General features: G+C 39.9%; 13 protein-coding genes. 11 read left to right on the forward strand and 2 right to left on the reverse strand.

Annotated features, from left to right (window positions below; genetic code table 11):
* Positions 1–252: 252 nt before the first annotated feature.
* From uvrB to FTU22_RS05945, 7 genes are all read left to right on the forward strand, one after another.
* Positions 253–2,274, forward strand: a complete 2,022-nt coding sequence (gene uvrB / locus FTU22_RS05915) for an excinuclease ABC subunit UvrB (RefSeq protein WP_180040495.1) — start codon at positions 253–255, stop codon at positions 2,272–2,274.
* 156 nt (positions 2,275–2,430) lie between these two features.
* A complete protein-coding gene (locus FTU22_RS05920) occupies positions 2,431–3,024 on the forward strand; it encodes a lipocalin family protein (protein ID WP_180093473.1) in 594 nt (197 codons plus the stop codon).
* A 127-nt stretch (positions 3,025–3,151) separates the two neighbouring features.
* Entirely contained in the window at positions 3,152–4,084 is a 933-nt protein-coding gene (rarD, locus tag FTU22_RS05925; RefSeq protein ID WP_180093474.1) for an EamA family transporter RarD, read from the forward strand.
* A 218-nt stretch (positions 4,085–4,302) separates the two neighbouring features.
* The gene (locus FTU22_RS05930) at positions 4,303–5,979 is read left to right on the forward strand and encodes a hypothetical protein (protein WP_180093475.1); all 1,677 of its coding nucleotides are present in this window, start codon (positions 4,303–4,305) and stop codon (positions 5,977–5,979) included.
* A 712-nt stretch (positions 5,980–6,691) separates the two neighbouring features.
* The gene (locus FTU22_RS05935; RefSeq protein WP_111885541.1) at positions 6,692–8,149 is read left to right on the forward strand and encodes a glyceraldehyde-3-phosphate dehydrogenase; all 1,458 of its coding nucleotides are present in this window, start codon (positions 6,692–6,694) and stop codon (positions 8,147–8,149) included.
* 308 nt (positions 8,150–8,457) lie between these two features.
* Positions 8,458–9,159: an MFS transporter gene (locus tag FTU22_RS05940; protein WP_143221649.1), complete on the forward strand. Its 702-nt coding sequence runs from the start codon at positions 8,458–8,460 to the stop codon at positions 9,157–9,159.
* 3 nt (positions 9,160–9,162) lie between these two features.
* On the forward strand, positions 9,163–9,843 hold the full coding sequence (locus FTU22_RS05945) for a hypothetical protein (protein WP_078190209.1): 681 nt from the start codon (positions 9,163–9,165) through the stop codon (positions 9,841–9,843).
* Positions 9,844–9,900: 57 nt separating this feature from the next.
* On the opposite strand, the gene FTU22_RS05950 is transcribed toward FTU22_RS05945, so the two are convergent.
* A complete protein-coding gene (locus tag FTU22_RS05950) occupies positions 9,901–10,755 on the reverse strand; it encodes an SDR family oxidoreductase (protein ID WP_078191874.1) in 855 nt (284 codons plus the stop codon).
* A gap of 115 nt (positions 10,756–10,870) precedes the next feature.
* Between FTU22_RS05950 and FTU22_RS05955 the strand changes: the two genes are divergently transcribed.
* The 4 genes from FTU22_RS05955 (at position 10,871) to FTU22_RS05970 (ending at position 14,296) form a co-directional block, all read left to right on the forward strand.
* Entirely contained in the window at positions 10,871–11,245 is a 375-nt protein-coding gene (locus tag FTU22_RS05955) for a helix-turn-helix domain-containing protein (RefSeq protein WP_078191873.1), read from the forward strand.
* 213 nt (positions 11,246–11,458) lie between these two features.
* Positions 11,459–12,673: an Obg family GTPase CgtA gene (cgtA, locus tag FTU22_RS05960; RefSeq protein ID WP_078190204.1), complete on the forward strand. Its 1,215-nt coding sequence runs from the start codon at positions 11,459–11,461 to the stop codon at positions 12,671–12,673.
* 40 nt (positions 12,674–12,713) lie between these two features.
* Complete coding sequence (gene proB, locus FTU22_RS05965) at positions 12,714–13,847, forward strand: glutamate 5-kinase (RefSeq protein ID WP_078190202.1); 1,134 nt, start codon at positions 12,714–12,716, stop codon at positions 13,845–13,847.
* Between the two features lie 50 nt (positions 13,848–13,897).
* Positions 13,898–14,296 (forward strand): GNAT family N-acetyltransferase, encoded by a 399-nt coding sequence (locus FTU22_RS05970; RefSeq protein ID WP_180093477.1) that lies wholly within the window; start codon positions 13,898–13,900, stop codon positions 14,294–14,296.
* Between the two features lie 216 nt (positions 14,297–14,512).
* On the opposite strand, the gene arsH is transcribed toward FTU22_RS05970, so the two are convergent.
* Positions 14,513–15,217: an arsenical resistance protein ArsH gene (arsH, locus tag FTU22_RS05975; RefSeq protein WP_180093479.1), complete on the reverse strand. Its 705-nt coding sequence runs from the start codon at positions 15,215–15,217 to the stop codon at positions 14,513–14,515.
* Position 15,218 lies beyond the last annotated feature (1 nt).

A 15,218-nucleotide genomic window follows, 5' to 3' on the forward strand; every position in this document is an offset into this window, starting at 1 on the left:
ATTTATATAGGTCAAGTATCAATAAGGGCTAAATGAACGCTTTATTCTTGAGTTTTTTTAGAGCCAAGAGTTTCCTCAAGAAAAACATGCGAAATCAGGCGAATTATTTTTCAAACATGAAAAAAATCTATGGGTTTATGTTGAATTATAATTTTACAGTCCGTACACGCCTCTGGTATTTACATAAATTTAGCGTTGTTTTGTGCAACTTTGCCCTCATAATAAAGCCATATAAAACTGTTGAAGAAGAGTGTGATGCAGGAACAGCCTTTTGAACTCGTAACACAATATCAGCCGGCAGGTGATCAGCCTCAAGCGATTGAGAAATTGGTGAAGGGGATTGAAAAAGGAATGCATGATCAGTTGCTCTTAGGGGTAACAGGTTCAGGTAAAACCTATACCATGGCAAATGTGATAGCACGCACGCAACGTCCAACGATTATTATGGCGCATAATAAAACTTTGGCTGCGCAGCTTTATGGCGAGTTTAAAGCCTTCTTTCCGCATAATGCCGTGGAATACTTCGTCAGTTATTATGACTATTATCAACCCGAAGCCTATGTTCCATCTTCAGATACTTTTATTGAAAAAGATTCATCGATTAATGATCATATCGACCAAATGCGTCTTTCGGCAACACGGGCATTATTAGAGCGACGTGATGCAATTATCGTAGCGTCAGTTTCAGCTATTTATGGTCTGGGTGATCCCAATGCTTATATGAGTATGCTTCTGCATATCGTGGAAGGAGACCGTATTAGCCGTGATGATATCATCCGTCGTTTGGTGGAAATGCAATACACCCGAAATGAACTCGAATTTTTACGGGGCACATACCGTATTCGTGGTGAAATTATTGATATTTTTCCTGCTGAATCTGATCAAAATGCCATTCGAATAGAATTATTTGATGATGAAGTTGATTCAGTTCGATGGTTTGATCCATTGACGGGCAGAATGGTCCGTAAAGTGCCACGTATTACGATTTACCCAAAAAGCCATTATGTAACACCTAAAGATAATTTACAGCGTGCAATTGGAACGATTCGTGAAGAACTCGCAGAACGACTAGGATTCTTTCGTGCAAATGATAAATTACTCGAAGCACAGCGTATCGAACAACGTACACGGTATGATTTAGAGATGATGCAGCAGCTTGGCTATACCAACGGTATTGAAAACTATTCACGCCACTTGTCTGGCCGTCCTTCTGGTGAAGCACCTCCGACTTTGTTTGATTATGTACCTGATGATGCTTTATTAATCATTGATGAATCGCACGTTACCGTTCCGCAAATTGGGGCTATGTATAAAGGTGACCGTTCACGTAAAGAAAATTTGGTCAATTACGGTTTTCGTTTACCAAGTGCGCTTGATAACCGCCCAATGAAATTTGAAGAATGGGAGCGGATTATTCCTTCGACCATTTATGTCAGTGCAACGCCTGCACATTATGAAATGGAAAAGTCTGAACAAGTCGTTGAGCAAGTGGTTCGACCCACAGGTTTGGTCGACCCTGAAATTGAAATTCGTCCAGTGTTAACGCAAGTGGATGATGTATTGTCAGAAATTAATAATCGTAAAAACTTAAATGAGCGTGTATTGGTTACGACATTAACCAAACGTATGGCAGAAGATTTAACTTCATATTTGAAAGAATATGGTATTAAGGTCGCTTATTTACATTCTGATATTGACACTGTTGAGCGCACTAAAATTATCCATGAATTGCGTTCGGGTGTATACGATGCAATTGTTGGGATTAACTTGCTGCGTGAAGGCTTAGATATGCCAGAGGTGTCTTTAGTCGCCATCTTAGATGCTGACAAAGAGGGGTTCTTACGTTCTGAGCGTTCTTTGATTCAAACCATTGGTCGTGCAGCGCGTAACTTAAACGGTAAAGCGATTTTATATGCAGATCGTATGACTGACTCAATGCAAAAAGCCATTGATGAAACGGATCGGCGTCGTAATTTACAAATCGCCTTTAACCTTGAACATGGCATTACGCCACGCAGTGCTGTACGCCAAAACGTTAATGATATTGATACTGGTGAAGTGCTCACAGATGATGAAATCGATGCAAAAATTTCAGATCAGGCCAAGGCATTAACTGCAGATGAACGTCATTTGATGTCTGATCCAAAACTTTTAGCAAAACATATGAACAAGCTGGAAAAAGAAATGCTGAAGGCATCGAAAGATTTACAGTTTGAACAAGCCGCTCGATTACGCGATGAAATCTTGCGTTTAAAAGCACAGATGATTTCATAATTTTGTTAGACAAGATGCGTAATATTGTCTGAATTACATACATAATTCAGACAAGAAAATGATTTTTAGAGCAATTTTTTCGGCTAGAGTAAAAATACGAGAAAAAGAATCTACTTTATTTTTATCGATAATTTTGCAGCGAAATGAGGCATAAAAATGACAACGAATATTCCGAAAGCTGGTTTTAGGCTCGCAAAAATTGCATTAGGTGCTGTAGTCTTAATTGGTTTAGGTGCAGCTACAATGGCCTATGCACAGACGAAACCATTACAGACTGTGGAAAAAGTTGAGCTCGATCGTTATTTAGGTATGTGGTATGAAGTAGCTCGTAAGCCTATGGTTTTTCAAAAAAGCTGTGACCGTGATGTGACTGCGGTTTACACGCTAAATGAAAATGGCAACATTAATGTAAATAATCGCTGTGTATCTAAAGATGGTACCAAGAAGCAATCAATAGGCGAGGCATTTGTACAAAATGCACCGTTTAACACGAAATTAAAAGTTAGTTTCTTACCAGAAGCCATTCGTTGGTTGCCTGTGGGGCGTGGTGATTATTGGGTACTCAAAGCCGATGAAGACTATCAAACAGTTTTGGTGGGTGAGCCACGTCGTAAATATATGTGGGTTCTTTCTCGTTCGGCTCATCCAGATCAGGAAGTGATTCAGGAATATTTAAATTATGCGCAATCTGTTGGTTATGACTTATCAGATATTATTCATACCAAGCAGACAGTGAAACCTAAAACCTAAATATTTGAACAAATGCTAAAAAACCATGCCTGTGCATGGTTTTTTATTTGCTAGAATGTCCAGATGAAAAGCTTGATTCATCAAGCAAAATATCAAGATTATGTAGTCATTTGGACTGGAGTGAAAGATGTATAAAGGCGTTGCATTGTCTGTATTGGCATCGGTCACTTTCGGTATTTTGTATTTCTTTACCATCTTTTTAAAACCTCTAGATAGCGAGCAAACTTTTGCATGGCGCATGTTGGCGACCTTGCCATTTTTAACCTTATTTATGTGGTGGATGAAAGATTTAAACAAAGTCAGTGAAATTTTTTGGCGTGTGGTCAAGCAACCGATCTTTCTCATTTGGTTAATCATTAGTTCATTTTTATGTACTACACAGCTTTGGTTGTTTTTGTGGGGACCAATTAATGGCCGAGGGCTAGAAGTATCTTTAGGGTATTTTCTATTGCCCTTAGTGATGGTTCTGGTTGGATGTGTACTGTATAAAGAAAAGTTGTCTAAATGGCAGATGGCTGCCGTGGCACTGGCAATTTTAGGTGTTGGCCACGAAATTTGGCGTATTGGTAGTATCGCGTGGGAAACTGTTTATGTCGCTGTGGCTTACCCGATTTATTTCTTTTTACGTCGTACCTTTAAAACCGATCATTTGGGTGGTTTTTGGTGGGATCTTTGCTTAATTTTGCCTGTAGCCTTTTATTTAGGATTTATTCATGGCGATAGTTTAGCGCTGATGTCGTTATTCCCGTATCTGATTTTGGCGGTTTTAGGACTGGGTTTTCTGAGTGCGCTTGGCTTAGGTAGCTATATGTTGGCGAGTCGTTATCTGCCATTTGTGATTTTTGGTTTGTTGAGTTATTTAGAACCTGTGTTGTTAGCATTTGCATCGATCGCATTGGGAGAGCGAGTAGAAGCCGAAGAATGGCTGACCTATATTCCAATTTGGGGTGCGGTATTGTTATTGGTGATAGAAGGTGTTTTGCATCTGTTTAAACAAAAGCAAAATGAACGTGCGTTAGCTAAAAATGTAAAAGCGTTAAATGATCGAATCGATTCTTAGACTCAAAATATTGGTACGGTAAATTGATCAGTTTAAAATTAATGCTTGCTGTTTTTTAATAAAATCTTAAACTTAGAAAACTAAAACACGCCATGATTCAATTTATTGTTTAGGAAGAATAGCATTGAATGATGGTGTACAAAAATATTTATTTTAGATAAAAATAAACTGAAATCGATAAAAGATTGATTAAAGAACCAAGATACAGGAAGCAGTCAGTGGTTGTCCCATTTCATCTAAGCGCAAAACTTTTACAGCTACAACCCGTGCTGGATCAGCATTGGCAGAGTATCGTGTCTGAAGTGTGCACTGATCTTGATCAATCCAATTTAGCACAGATACAGCAGGTGTTATTACAAAAGGGAATTCGTTTTGAGTCTTCTTCACAGTCTTATCAACTTGATGTGCCGATAAATTTGGGCATGCTGATGAAAGTACTAAAATATGATGTCATGCGTGAGCATGCACAGTATTTGGCAACACAGCTTGAAGAACTTCGAACATTGACAATGAGTATTCAAATTGCGCAAAAATTAGAAGAAAACCTATCCTATATCAATAAAATAGATGCCGAACAAGATTTTGAATTACAGTATGAAAAAAATGTATTACATCAGCATTTCATTTTAAATGCCGCACAAATCATTCGTGAAATGGATTTGATTGCGCCGAGTGATTCACGTCAACTCACTGCTCTGCAAGTCAAAATTTTCTTGATCGAAATTTTCTTAAAGTCACATCTATTGGGGCAAGTTTTTGATGCCACTATCCCGAAATCATCTGAGGTTTGGCAACATCCGATTTTTAAATATTATTTAAAGCGTGAACAAAAAACGCGATATTTACAAATTGTACAAACATCTGAGTTTATTTATATTTTGTCGCCTGATTTAGATTGGACGACGCAGTATTCAGCAACTCGGTTTTTATCGACAAAGTACAATGAGGCCTTAGCAGACGACGTTTTTGATGGGGTGGCCATAGATTTAACTACTGCTTTAGAGAATCAGCAGATCGAACAATTAAAATTTCGAGTCTCAAAGTTGGCATCCATTGCAGGTTTTATACATTTAGATCTACAAAATTTAATACAGCAACTACATACACGGGTAGATAAGCATCTACTTTTAATGCTGCATGTAGAGGATGCTACTCAATTAGCGACGGTTTTACCTGCTTTTGAGCAGCAGTTCAATGCATTGATCTTGAAGCCATTACATCAGACTGTTCAATATCAACTGAGTGAGCAGATACAGCATGATTTTGTCTTTTTCCATAGCATGCAAATATCTCAGAAGCTCATCACGAGTCTAAACGTCTTGAGTAGTTGCCCTAAGTTTGAGGCAAGTTTGGAGTTGAAGCAACTGCGACTTCAACTACAGGCTTGGCAGGTGCTTTTGTTGAAACGGCGTACGCACATTTTTCATGTTCAAAACGAAGATGATTGGGAGTTACATCATCAGCAGTCACAACAAATTCATACGGCGTTGAAAGCGCTCTTGCAGCCGAACGAGGATCAACAGAAGATCTTTGCTAAAGACGTAATTGTAGAAAATACGGGTGCCCATGGCGCGCATGTTGGATTTTCCAAACGCATGACGAAAACAGGGGAGTATGAAAGCCTTGAAGCAGATACTTTAAAAGCGCAACAGCAAAAAAAGCGCCAGACTTATATGCAGGTTTTAATGTTGCTAAAGGAACATGCGTCACAGCTCGTCAATCTCGATTTTGAGCCATGTGAAAATGCCTTAAAGGTGCAGTCTTTTAGTGATCGGAGATATTTTGCGATTAGTACTGGAGAGAATGGTTTAAATGCACTACCGAAAATATTAGAGCTGAGTGTAAATTTCTTTGATTTTAATTTGGAAAAGTTTGCTGAGAATCTGAAAAATTAACAGAATTTTAAATATTGATCTGACTTTAAAACTAATGTTAGGCAGTAACATTAGAGGCGTAATTTGATCCAAATAAAAGAACGATACGCGGTAATGTTATCCGCAATTGTCTAAGACAAGGTTACTACTAATAAAAAATGTTTTTGCGATACTTTGAATAAATTGACGGTAGTGAACGAGTTTTGCGGTGAGGAGCATTGCTCCGCAAGATGGTTTCCTTGCGAAGCTTCGCTTCTCATTTTGCCAAATGAGATACAACGTTTCATAAGAGTACCTCCAGCTGAAGGCTAAACCCTTTATTCAAACCTCAGGTGTAAGACTCCGTCGAATATTCTTAAAAATCATTTAAAAATGTGAAATTATTATTACGAGCTTAGCATCAGTAAAAATACTATAAATTGAGCAAAATAAAAAAACAGCACAATTTGAAAAATATAAATATTCGTTCATCTTTGAGCTAAATCTGCTGAGATCTGGTTGATAAAACTACATTTGAAATTTTGTGACAAAAATCTGCGAAAAAGCCGGTTTTTCAACTTTCGGCTATAAAATCATAATACTAATCATGATTATTTTGAAAACTTATAGTGAATATATAACAAAATAACCTTGTCGAAATCTGCTTTTAGATTCATTAATTTTCAGTTTTCCATTACAATTGTGGGGTTTTGAAATTTATGCTTAGATTTACAATTAATTAGAGGACGTATCTGTGAGCAAAGACACTATCGTTGCCCTACATGCAGAGCACCAAGGTCGCTGGAAAAACCGTGAAGAAATCGCGGAACGTATGATTGCCCTAGTGGGTCAGTTATATCGTGAAAAAAACATCGTAGCTACAGTATACGGTCGTTCTTTAATTAACCGTTCGGTTATCCAAATTCTTAAAGCGCATCGTCGTACTCGCGTACTTGACGTTGAACTTTCAGTTGTGAACACTTTCCCAATTCTTGAAGCTTTGGCGAAAATCGAAAACATCGGTACTGCTGAAATTGATCTTGGCAAACTTGCTGTTGAGTTCAAAGAAAAAGGCGGTGATGTTGACGCATTCGTTGCTGACGCTGTGAAATCACTTGAAGGCAATGCAACTAACGTTGAAAACCGTGATGTTGTACTTTACGGTTTCGGTCGTATCGGTCGTATCCTTGCACGTTTGATGATCAGCCAATCTGGTCTAGGTCGTGGCCTTAACCTTAAAGCAATCGTTGTTCGTAAATCATCTGACGGTGACTTAGAAAAACGTGCGTCTTTGTTACGTCGTGACTCTATTCATGGTCCATTCGCAGGTACGATTTCTGTTGATGAAGAAAACGAAGCAATCATTGCTAACGGTAACTTCATCAAAGTGATCTATGCGTCTAACCCATCCGAAGTTGATTACACTGCTTACGGTATTAACAATGCACTTGTAATCGATAATACAGGTAAATGGCGTGATTCTGAAGGTCTTGCACAGCACCTTAAATGCGCTGGCGCTGCACGTGTAATTCTAACTGCACCTGGTAAAGGTGACATGAAGAACGTTGTATACGGTGTGAACCAAGCTGACATCCTTGATGAAGATACAATCATCTCTGCTGCAAGCTGTACAACAAACGCGATCACACCAACACTTAAAGTGTTAAATGACAAGTACACAGTGATCAATGGTCACGTTGAAACAGTTCACTCGTTCACGAATGACCAGAACTTAATCGACAACTACCATAAAGCTGACCGTCGTGGCCGTGCTGCAACATTGAACATGGTTATTACTGAAACAGGTGCTGCTAAAGCAGTTGCTAAAGCGCTTCCTGCTCTTCAAGGTAAATTGACTGGTAACTCAGTACGTGTACCTACTCCAAACGTATCGCTTGCAATTTTGAACCTTACTTTGGGTCAAGATGTTGACCGTGAAGAAGTGAATGAATACATTCGCCAAATTTCAATCAACTCTAACCTTCAAGGTCAAATCGGTTATACAAACTCAACTGAAGTTGTATCGTCTGACTTTATCGGTTCACGTACTGCTGGTGTGTTTGACGCTCAAGCGACAATCGCTTCTGGTAACCGTTTAACTGCTTATGTTTGGTACGATAACGAAGTGGGTTATAGCTGCCAAGTATTGCGTATTGCTGAGCAAATGGGCGGCGTAAGCTATCCAAAAGTTCCTGCTGAAACTAATGCTTAATTAGTTCACGCTGTAAAAAAAGGGCCTCATTTGAGGCTCTTTTTTTATCTAAAGAGTATGGGGTAAAAACTTAAGGCATAGATGACGAATGGATTGATCAAAAACATCAAAAGTTCTTGTTTTTTCTGCCACTGTTAGATGAGTGTGAGTCATTTATAATGAAAAGCTGACTAAAATGTTCAAGTTTTAAGTTAATGAAATTATTAAAGAATTAAATACAAAAAATTGCAAACTGGTTTGTATAATGTGTTCAAAATGAGACTGTAAAAAATAAAAAGCAAAAGGAATTTAGTTTGCAAGCAAAGCACATGCTCAGTGGATTGGCATTTATTGTGTTTGCTGCGCTCTGTGGTGTACTTATCGCCATTTGGGTGTTTAAGCACTTTAATATTTATATCCCGCTAGAAAATCAGAACGTCAATATTGACCTGCAAGAGCCGTTACAAGCCGAAGTCAAAATTCATGATGCCTTGGATGTGGACGTGACAGGGCGGGTGAATGCTGAAATTCCGATACATGAAAATTTAAATATTCCCTTAACTCAAACGCTGACGCCACGGGTGTATTTTGATAATCAAGTCCCAATCAAGACCACGATTCCAGTACGTGAAACTTTGAAAGTGAATCAAAACCTTCCTGTGAATACCAAAGTGAAAGTTAAAGTCATGGGGCAGGATGTGACTTTGCCGCTCAAAGGTGATATCCCGATACAATTGGATATTCCAGTAAATATGAATGTGCCTTTGGAGCAAAAAGTACATTTAAAATTTGATGCGCCAGTCAAAACCGTGCTGAAAGAAAACCTACATATTCCACTAAATGCAAATTTAAAAACCAACATTCCTATTGAAGGTAATTTAAATGTTCCAATTAAGACGGCATTAAAAGCGACAGTGGATGTGCAAAATACGTTGCCGGTTCAAATTAAAAAGGGTGAATTGGTAATTCCACTAAAAACAATGCGACTCAACAGAGAGCATGCCAAAACTGAAGCGAAAGCTCAGGAGTAAGCCATGTGGATATTTCAATCGGCGAAGCGCATCATTTTGAGTTTTATCGCAGTTGCGTTATTGGTTGCGGTACTATTTTGGTTGTATTTAAATATTTATGCGTCGATGCAAGTACGTGCAAAAAATGCTGATATTCAATTGTCGCATTCACTACCCACCAAAATTTCCGTTGGTAATTATTTGCAAACGCAGTCTATTGGGACTCTGGATACGCAGATTGCTTTAGATCGGAAGCTGCAACTACCCTTAAAGGGAAAATATCTGGCAGATTTGCAGTTTAGTGTAGAGGTTCCGATCTCAGTGGATATTGATTATTCCACCAATATTCAAATTAACCAGACGATGCCGCTTGAGGCGACCACAGATTTGGTGATTAAAAATAAACTCGTGCCGAAATTTCCCTTAAAAATGGACATTCCTGTCAAGTTAGATGTGCCTTTTCATTTGAAAAGAACCTATAACATTCCTATTCGAATTAATTTTAATGGTCCTGTGTATTTTGAGTTTAATGAAAAAGTCGATTTGCATGTGGTACATCAGTTTGCACCACAGCTAAAACTCAATGACCCGATGACCATGCGAAAAATCGCAACCTTTAATGCCACGATGTACAACGCAGAGCGTAATACCAAGGCAAATTTAGATATGAATATGGATTTGCCGATAAAAAATGTACATCCATAAGCATGATTCAACTCAAAAAAAGCCCGAATCAATTCGGGCTTTTTTGTGGGTTCAATCTTATTTTAAAGCAGCTTCAACAGCACTACGTAGAGAAGTAGTTGGGTGACCGAGTAACTGTTCCAAGTCCTTACGATCACTTTGCATTGCACCGCCAATGCTATTGATATCGGCATCGACGATAACATCTACAAGACCAGCAGGTAAGCCAGCTTGTAATAGACCTTGCGTATAGTCTTCTGCTGTAAGATTTTGATAGTGAACATTTTGACCTGAAACTTGCTGTAGGGTTTCAGCAAGCTGTGCCAAGGTGAAACTGTCTGAGCTTGCAAGTTCATAGGTTTTATTTTCATGACCAGAGCTTGTAAGTACTTTTGCAGCAGCTTCAGCATAGTTAGCACGGGTCGCTGCATTAATTTTCCCATCCTTTGCTGCACCAAATAAGGTACCTGTTTCCACCACATGTCCTGCAGCAGCAAGATAGTTTTCGACATACCAGTTATTTCGTAAGAAGGTATAGGTTAAACCACTAGCTTGAATCAGACTTTCTGTTTCACGATGTTCTTGAGATAAACCCAATGGCGATGTATCAGCACGTAACAGGCTGGTATAAGCAAGATATGGAACTTTCGCTTCTACTGCAGCATCAATTACGGCTTTGTGTTGTGGAGTACGCCGACCAATTTCATTGGCAGAAATGAGTAATAATTTATCGACACCTTGTAGTGCAGGAACCAGTGTATCTGGTTGATCATAGTCAAAATGACGAAGTTCGATGCCTTGAGCTTGTAGAGATGCTGCTTTTTCTGTTGAGCGAACTAAAGCGATGATGTTTTCGGCCGCGGTTTCTTTCAATAAAAATTGAAGGACCAATTGGCCTAGTTGACCTGTTGCACCTGTAATTGCGATTTTCATATTTAAACCCTCTGATTGTTGAATAAATGATCTTGATGGTTGAATCTTAATCTGTTAACTTACTAAATGTAAGTACGTACCAAAAAGTAAGTTAGTGACTTTGAGGAAAGATTTAATGAACACATACGCTACAAGTAAATTATTAGGTCAAGTTTTATCCACAGATTGTCCATCTCGAGAAATATTGGAACATCTCACCAATAAATGGTCAGTATTAGTTTTACGTTGTTTGACTGAAGGGGTACACCGTTTTAGTGAACTTAAGCAGCGTATCGAAGGGGTAAGCGAAAAGATGCTGGCTCAAACGCTGAAAATGCTCGAGCAAGATGGTTTTATCTTAAGGACAGTCTATCCAGTCGTGCCACCCAAAGTTGAATATCAACTGACTTTAATGGGCTCGCAGGCTGCAGAAAAGTTAATGCATCTGATTGGTTGGGTTGAACGAACCTTGCCTGAAATTATTGAAGCCAAGGAAAATGCACGTAAATAGCTTTCAGAAATGGGGAGTGAAATTCGTTTGCCATTTATCAAAGGTATTTTGATGATGAGCTAAAGATTTTCGAGCGAGGTGCGGATTTTCCTAAAAATTTGCATCAGCACCAAGATGAATGAAATTTATAGTATTGCTGAATAATATTGTTCGAGAAATTCTTTAAAATATGGCAGAATAAGCGGTTTTAAAGTTTTTAGAGGATTGGCAAACATGCGCTTTGTTGATGAAGCAGTCATTACCGTAGAGGCTGGCGACGGTGGCAATGGCGTAGCCAGTTTTCGCCGTGAAAAATTCGTACCATTTGGTGGTCCAGATGGTGGTGATGGTGGTCGTGGCGGTAACGTATACGTTCAAGCCGACAACGACACAAGTACCCTAGTAGATTATCGTTATACACGTAAATTCCGTGCAGAACGTGCTAAAAATGGTCGTGGAGCGAACTGCTCAGGCCGTGGCGGTGAAGATACCGTATTGCTCGTTCCAGTGGGCACAACAATTGTAGATACAGAATCTGGCGATATCATCGGCGACTTAGTGGCTGACGGTCAGCGTGTGTTAGTGGCAGCAGGTGGTGAAGGTGGTTTGGGTAATACTCACTTCAAATCTTCAACCAACCGTTCTCCACGTAAATGTACACACGGCTCAAAAGGCGAATATCGTGAAATTCGTCTTGAATTAAAAGTACTCGCAGACGTTGGTTTGTTGGGTATGCCAAATGCGGGTAAATCAACCTTTATCCGTGCAGTTTCAGCAGCGAAACCAAAAGTTGCAGATTATCCATTTACCACTATGGTGCCAAACCTAGGTGTGGTTGATGCCGATAGTCACCGTTCATTTGTAATGGCGGATATTCCGGGTCTAATCGAAGGGGCTGCAGAAGGTGCAGGTCTAGGTATTCGATTCCTGAAACACTTGGCACGTACACGTATTTTATTACACATCGTAGATGTTCAACCGATTGATGGTTCTGACCCTGCGTACAATGCAAAAGCAATTTTGGAAGAGTTGAAAAAATTCTCCCCAACACTTTCAAAATTACCTGTTGTATTGGTACTCAATAAAGTAGACCAATTGGCGGCTGAAACGCGTGATGAATGGTGTGATCACATTCTCGAAGAGTTGCAGTGGAAAGGCCCTGTATTCAAAACTTCAGGTTTAACGTTTGAAGGTACTAAAGACGTTGTGTACTACCTGATGGATCAAATTGAAGAACAGCGCGAACGCGAAACTGAAGATCCTGAATATGCTGCAGAAGTTAAAGCGTTCCGTGATCAGCTTGAAGCTGAAACACGTGAGCAAACGCTTGCTGCGAAAGAAGCATATCGTGAAATGCGTCGTCAACAACGTCTGGCAGGTCAAGGTGAAGACTTTGATGATGAATTTGAAGACGGTGATGATGAGGCAGAATCGTACTACGTACGTTAATTGCTGAATAAGTGTCAAAGCAAACAAGTCTGAGGACAAGATGATAGAAGTGGTAGATGGGCAACGTCAGCTCAAGGGTTGTAAACGTATCGTTGTTAAAATCGGATCATCACTACTCACAGCAAACGGAAAAGGGTTAGATCTGGATGCAATCTCGCATTGGGCGGGACAAATTGCAGAACTACACAATGCAGGGCACGAGATCATTCTTGTGTCTTCCGGTGCTGTGGCTGAAGGGATGGTTCGTATGAATTTGGACAACCGACCCACAGATCTACCCAGTCTACAGGCTTGTGCTGCCATTGGTCAGATGGGCTTAATTCATACTTGGTCTAGCGTATTAGAACAACGTTCGATTCGCACAGCACAAGTTTTGTTAACGCATGATGACTTGGCAGACCGTCGTCGCTATTTGAACTCTTGTGATGCCTTGCAGCATTTGATTGATTGGCGTGTGATTCCTGTGATCAATGAAAATGACACAGTGTCGACTGACGAAATCCGCTTTGGCGATAACGATACTTTGGCTGCGATGGTGGCTGGACAGGTTCATGCAGACCTTTTGGTGATTCTAACTGACCAAGAAGGCATGTTTGACTCAGACCCTCGTTCCAATCCAGATGCCAAACTGTTCCATACAGTACGTGCAATGGATGAATCATTATTCGATATGGCTGGCGGCGGCGGTAAATTCGGTCGTGGTGGTATGTTGACCAAAGTTCGTGCGGCACGTTTGGCAGCCAAGTCCGGTTGTCCAACAGTCATTGCGAGCGGTGATAGTGATAATGTGCTGTCACGTGTAATGGCAGGTGAATTACTCGGTACATTATTTATTACCGATAATGATCGTGTGACAGCCCATCAACAATGGTTAGCTGCACATTTACAAACAGCGGGTCGTTTAGTAATTGATGATGGCGCAGTCAAAGCCATTCGTGATAATCACCGCAGTTTATTACCTGTCGGTGTGAAAGCGGTTGAAGGGCATTTCGAACGTGGTGATGTGGTGGAATGTGTCGATACACAAGGTCATCGTGTTGCCGTCGGTCGTGTAAACTTCAGTTCACGTTCGGCAGAAATCGTCAAAGGTTTGGCCTCAGATAAAGTTCATCAAGTTTTAGGGGAAGCCCGATCACTTGAAATGATCCATCGCAATCATATGTCGATTTACTAAATTGAAAATCAAAATCCTGCTTCCGAGCGGGATTTTTTATGGCATGCCATTTGAATATAACGATAAAAATAGTAATAAGACGAGAAGAATATGAGGAAATTCAATATTTAAACCTTCAAGATCTAAAAGATGAGCAGGCTCAACTGTGTGAATTATTGGCCCAATGTGTGCAAGATGGTGCATCACTGGATTTTTTAGCAGAAGAATCTAAGTCGCACTATGATGAATATTGGTCTGCTGTGGCAAAGGATATTCAAAAGCATAAAACCTTTTTGTGGGCGGCGCTACAAAGCGGTGAAGTTGTGGGCACAGTACAATTGGTTCGTGCCACCAAAGCCAATGCGCTGCGTCGTACTGAGATTGAAAAACTTATGGTGCATCCAAAGGCACGTCAAAAAGGCATTGCTCATCAACTATTCACACTTGCAGAAGATCAAGCAAAACATTAGAACTTGAAATTACTTGTACTTGATACGCGTACAGGCGATGTCTCTGAAAAGCTATATGAAAAATTTAACTTTATAAAAGCTGGGATCATTCCGCAATTTGCATTGAGCCATACAAGTACAATAGATTCAACGACATTATTTTATAAATTATTAGTTTAAGTTGAAACGGATGGATATTTTAGACCAAAACTCCTGCACAGATGCAGGAGTTTTTCATTAAAGGTTCTTTTGATTAACTCGTTTAGAGAGTTCTTCCGCACTTTCAACTCGTTCAGAATAGCGATCTGTGAGGTAGGCAGATTGACCACGTGTGAGTAGGGTAAATTTATATAATTCCTCCATAACATCGACAATGCGAGTGTAATAGGAGGAAGGTTTCATGCGATCATTTTCATCAAACTCTAAAAATGCTTTTGCAACGGAAGATTGATTTGGAATCGTGATCATCCGCATCCAACGCCCAAGGATGCGCATTTGGTTAACAGCATTAAAAGATTGCGAACCACCACTGACTTGCATTAACGCCAGCGTTTTACCTTGAGTAGCACGAATGGCACCTGACGCTAAAGGAATCCAATCAATTTGTGCTTTCAATATAGAGCTCATCGCACCATGTCGTTCTGGCGAACACCAAACCATGCCTTCAGACCATGCAAGTAATTCATGTAATTCCTGAACTTTGGGATGTGAGGTTTCAGCATCTTCAGGCAGAGGAAGACCTTTAGGATGAAAGATTTTGACTTCTGCACCAAAATGTTCAAGGATTCGACCCGCCTCCAATACCGTTAAACGGCTAAATGAGCGTTCACGGTTAGAGCCATATAGCAGCAGAATGCGTGGCGGATGTTCAAGTGCTTTTGCTTGAACATGTTCAAAACTCGGTGTTTCAAGTAGATCTAGTTGAATATTGGGGAGCTTCATT

The organism is Acinetobacter sp. YH12076 (assembly GCF_013419525.1).
In the GTDB taxonomy this organism is placed as follows: Bacteria; Pseudomonadota; Gammaproteobacteria; order Pseudomonadales; family Moraxellaceae; genus Acinetobacter; species Acinetobacter amyesii.

Coding starts and splice junctions, on each gene's coding strand:
- FTU22_RS05920 (WP_180093473.1), top strand. CDS start 2,431: ATGACAACGAATATTCCGAAAGCTGGTTTTAGGCTCGCAAAAATTGCA.
- rarD (WP_180093474.1), top strand. CDS start 3,152: ATGTATAAAGGCGTTGCATTGTCTGTATTGGCATCGGTCACTTTCGGT.
- FTU22_RS05940 (WP_143221649.1), top strand. CDS start 8,458: ATGCTCAGTGGATTGGCATTTATTGTGTTTGCTGCGCTCTGTGGTGTA.
- FTU22_RS05945 (WP_078190209.1), top strand. CDS start 9,163: ATGTGGATATTTCAATCGGCGAAGCGCATCATTTTGAGTTTTATCGCA.
- FTU22_RS05950 (WP_078191874.1), bottom strand. CDS start 10,755: ATGAAAATCGCAATTACAGGTGCAACAGGTCAACTAGGCCAATTGGTC.
- FTU22_RS05955 (WP_078191873.1), top strand. CDS start 10,871: ATGAACACATACGCTACAAGTAAATTATTAGGTCAAGTTTTATCCACA.
- cgtA (WP_078190204.1), top strand. CDS start 11,459: ATGCGCTTTGTTGATGAAGCAGTCATTACCGTAGAGGCTGGCGACGGT.
- proB (WP_078190202.1), top strand. CDS start 12,714: ATGATAGAAGTGGTAGATGGGCAACGTCAGCTCAAGGGTTGTAAACGT.
- arsH (WP_180093479.1), bottom strand. CDS start 15,217: ATGAAGCTCCCCAATATTCAACTAGATCTACTTGAAACACCGAGTTTT.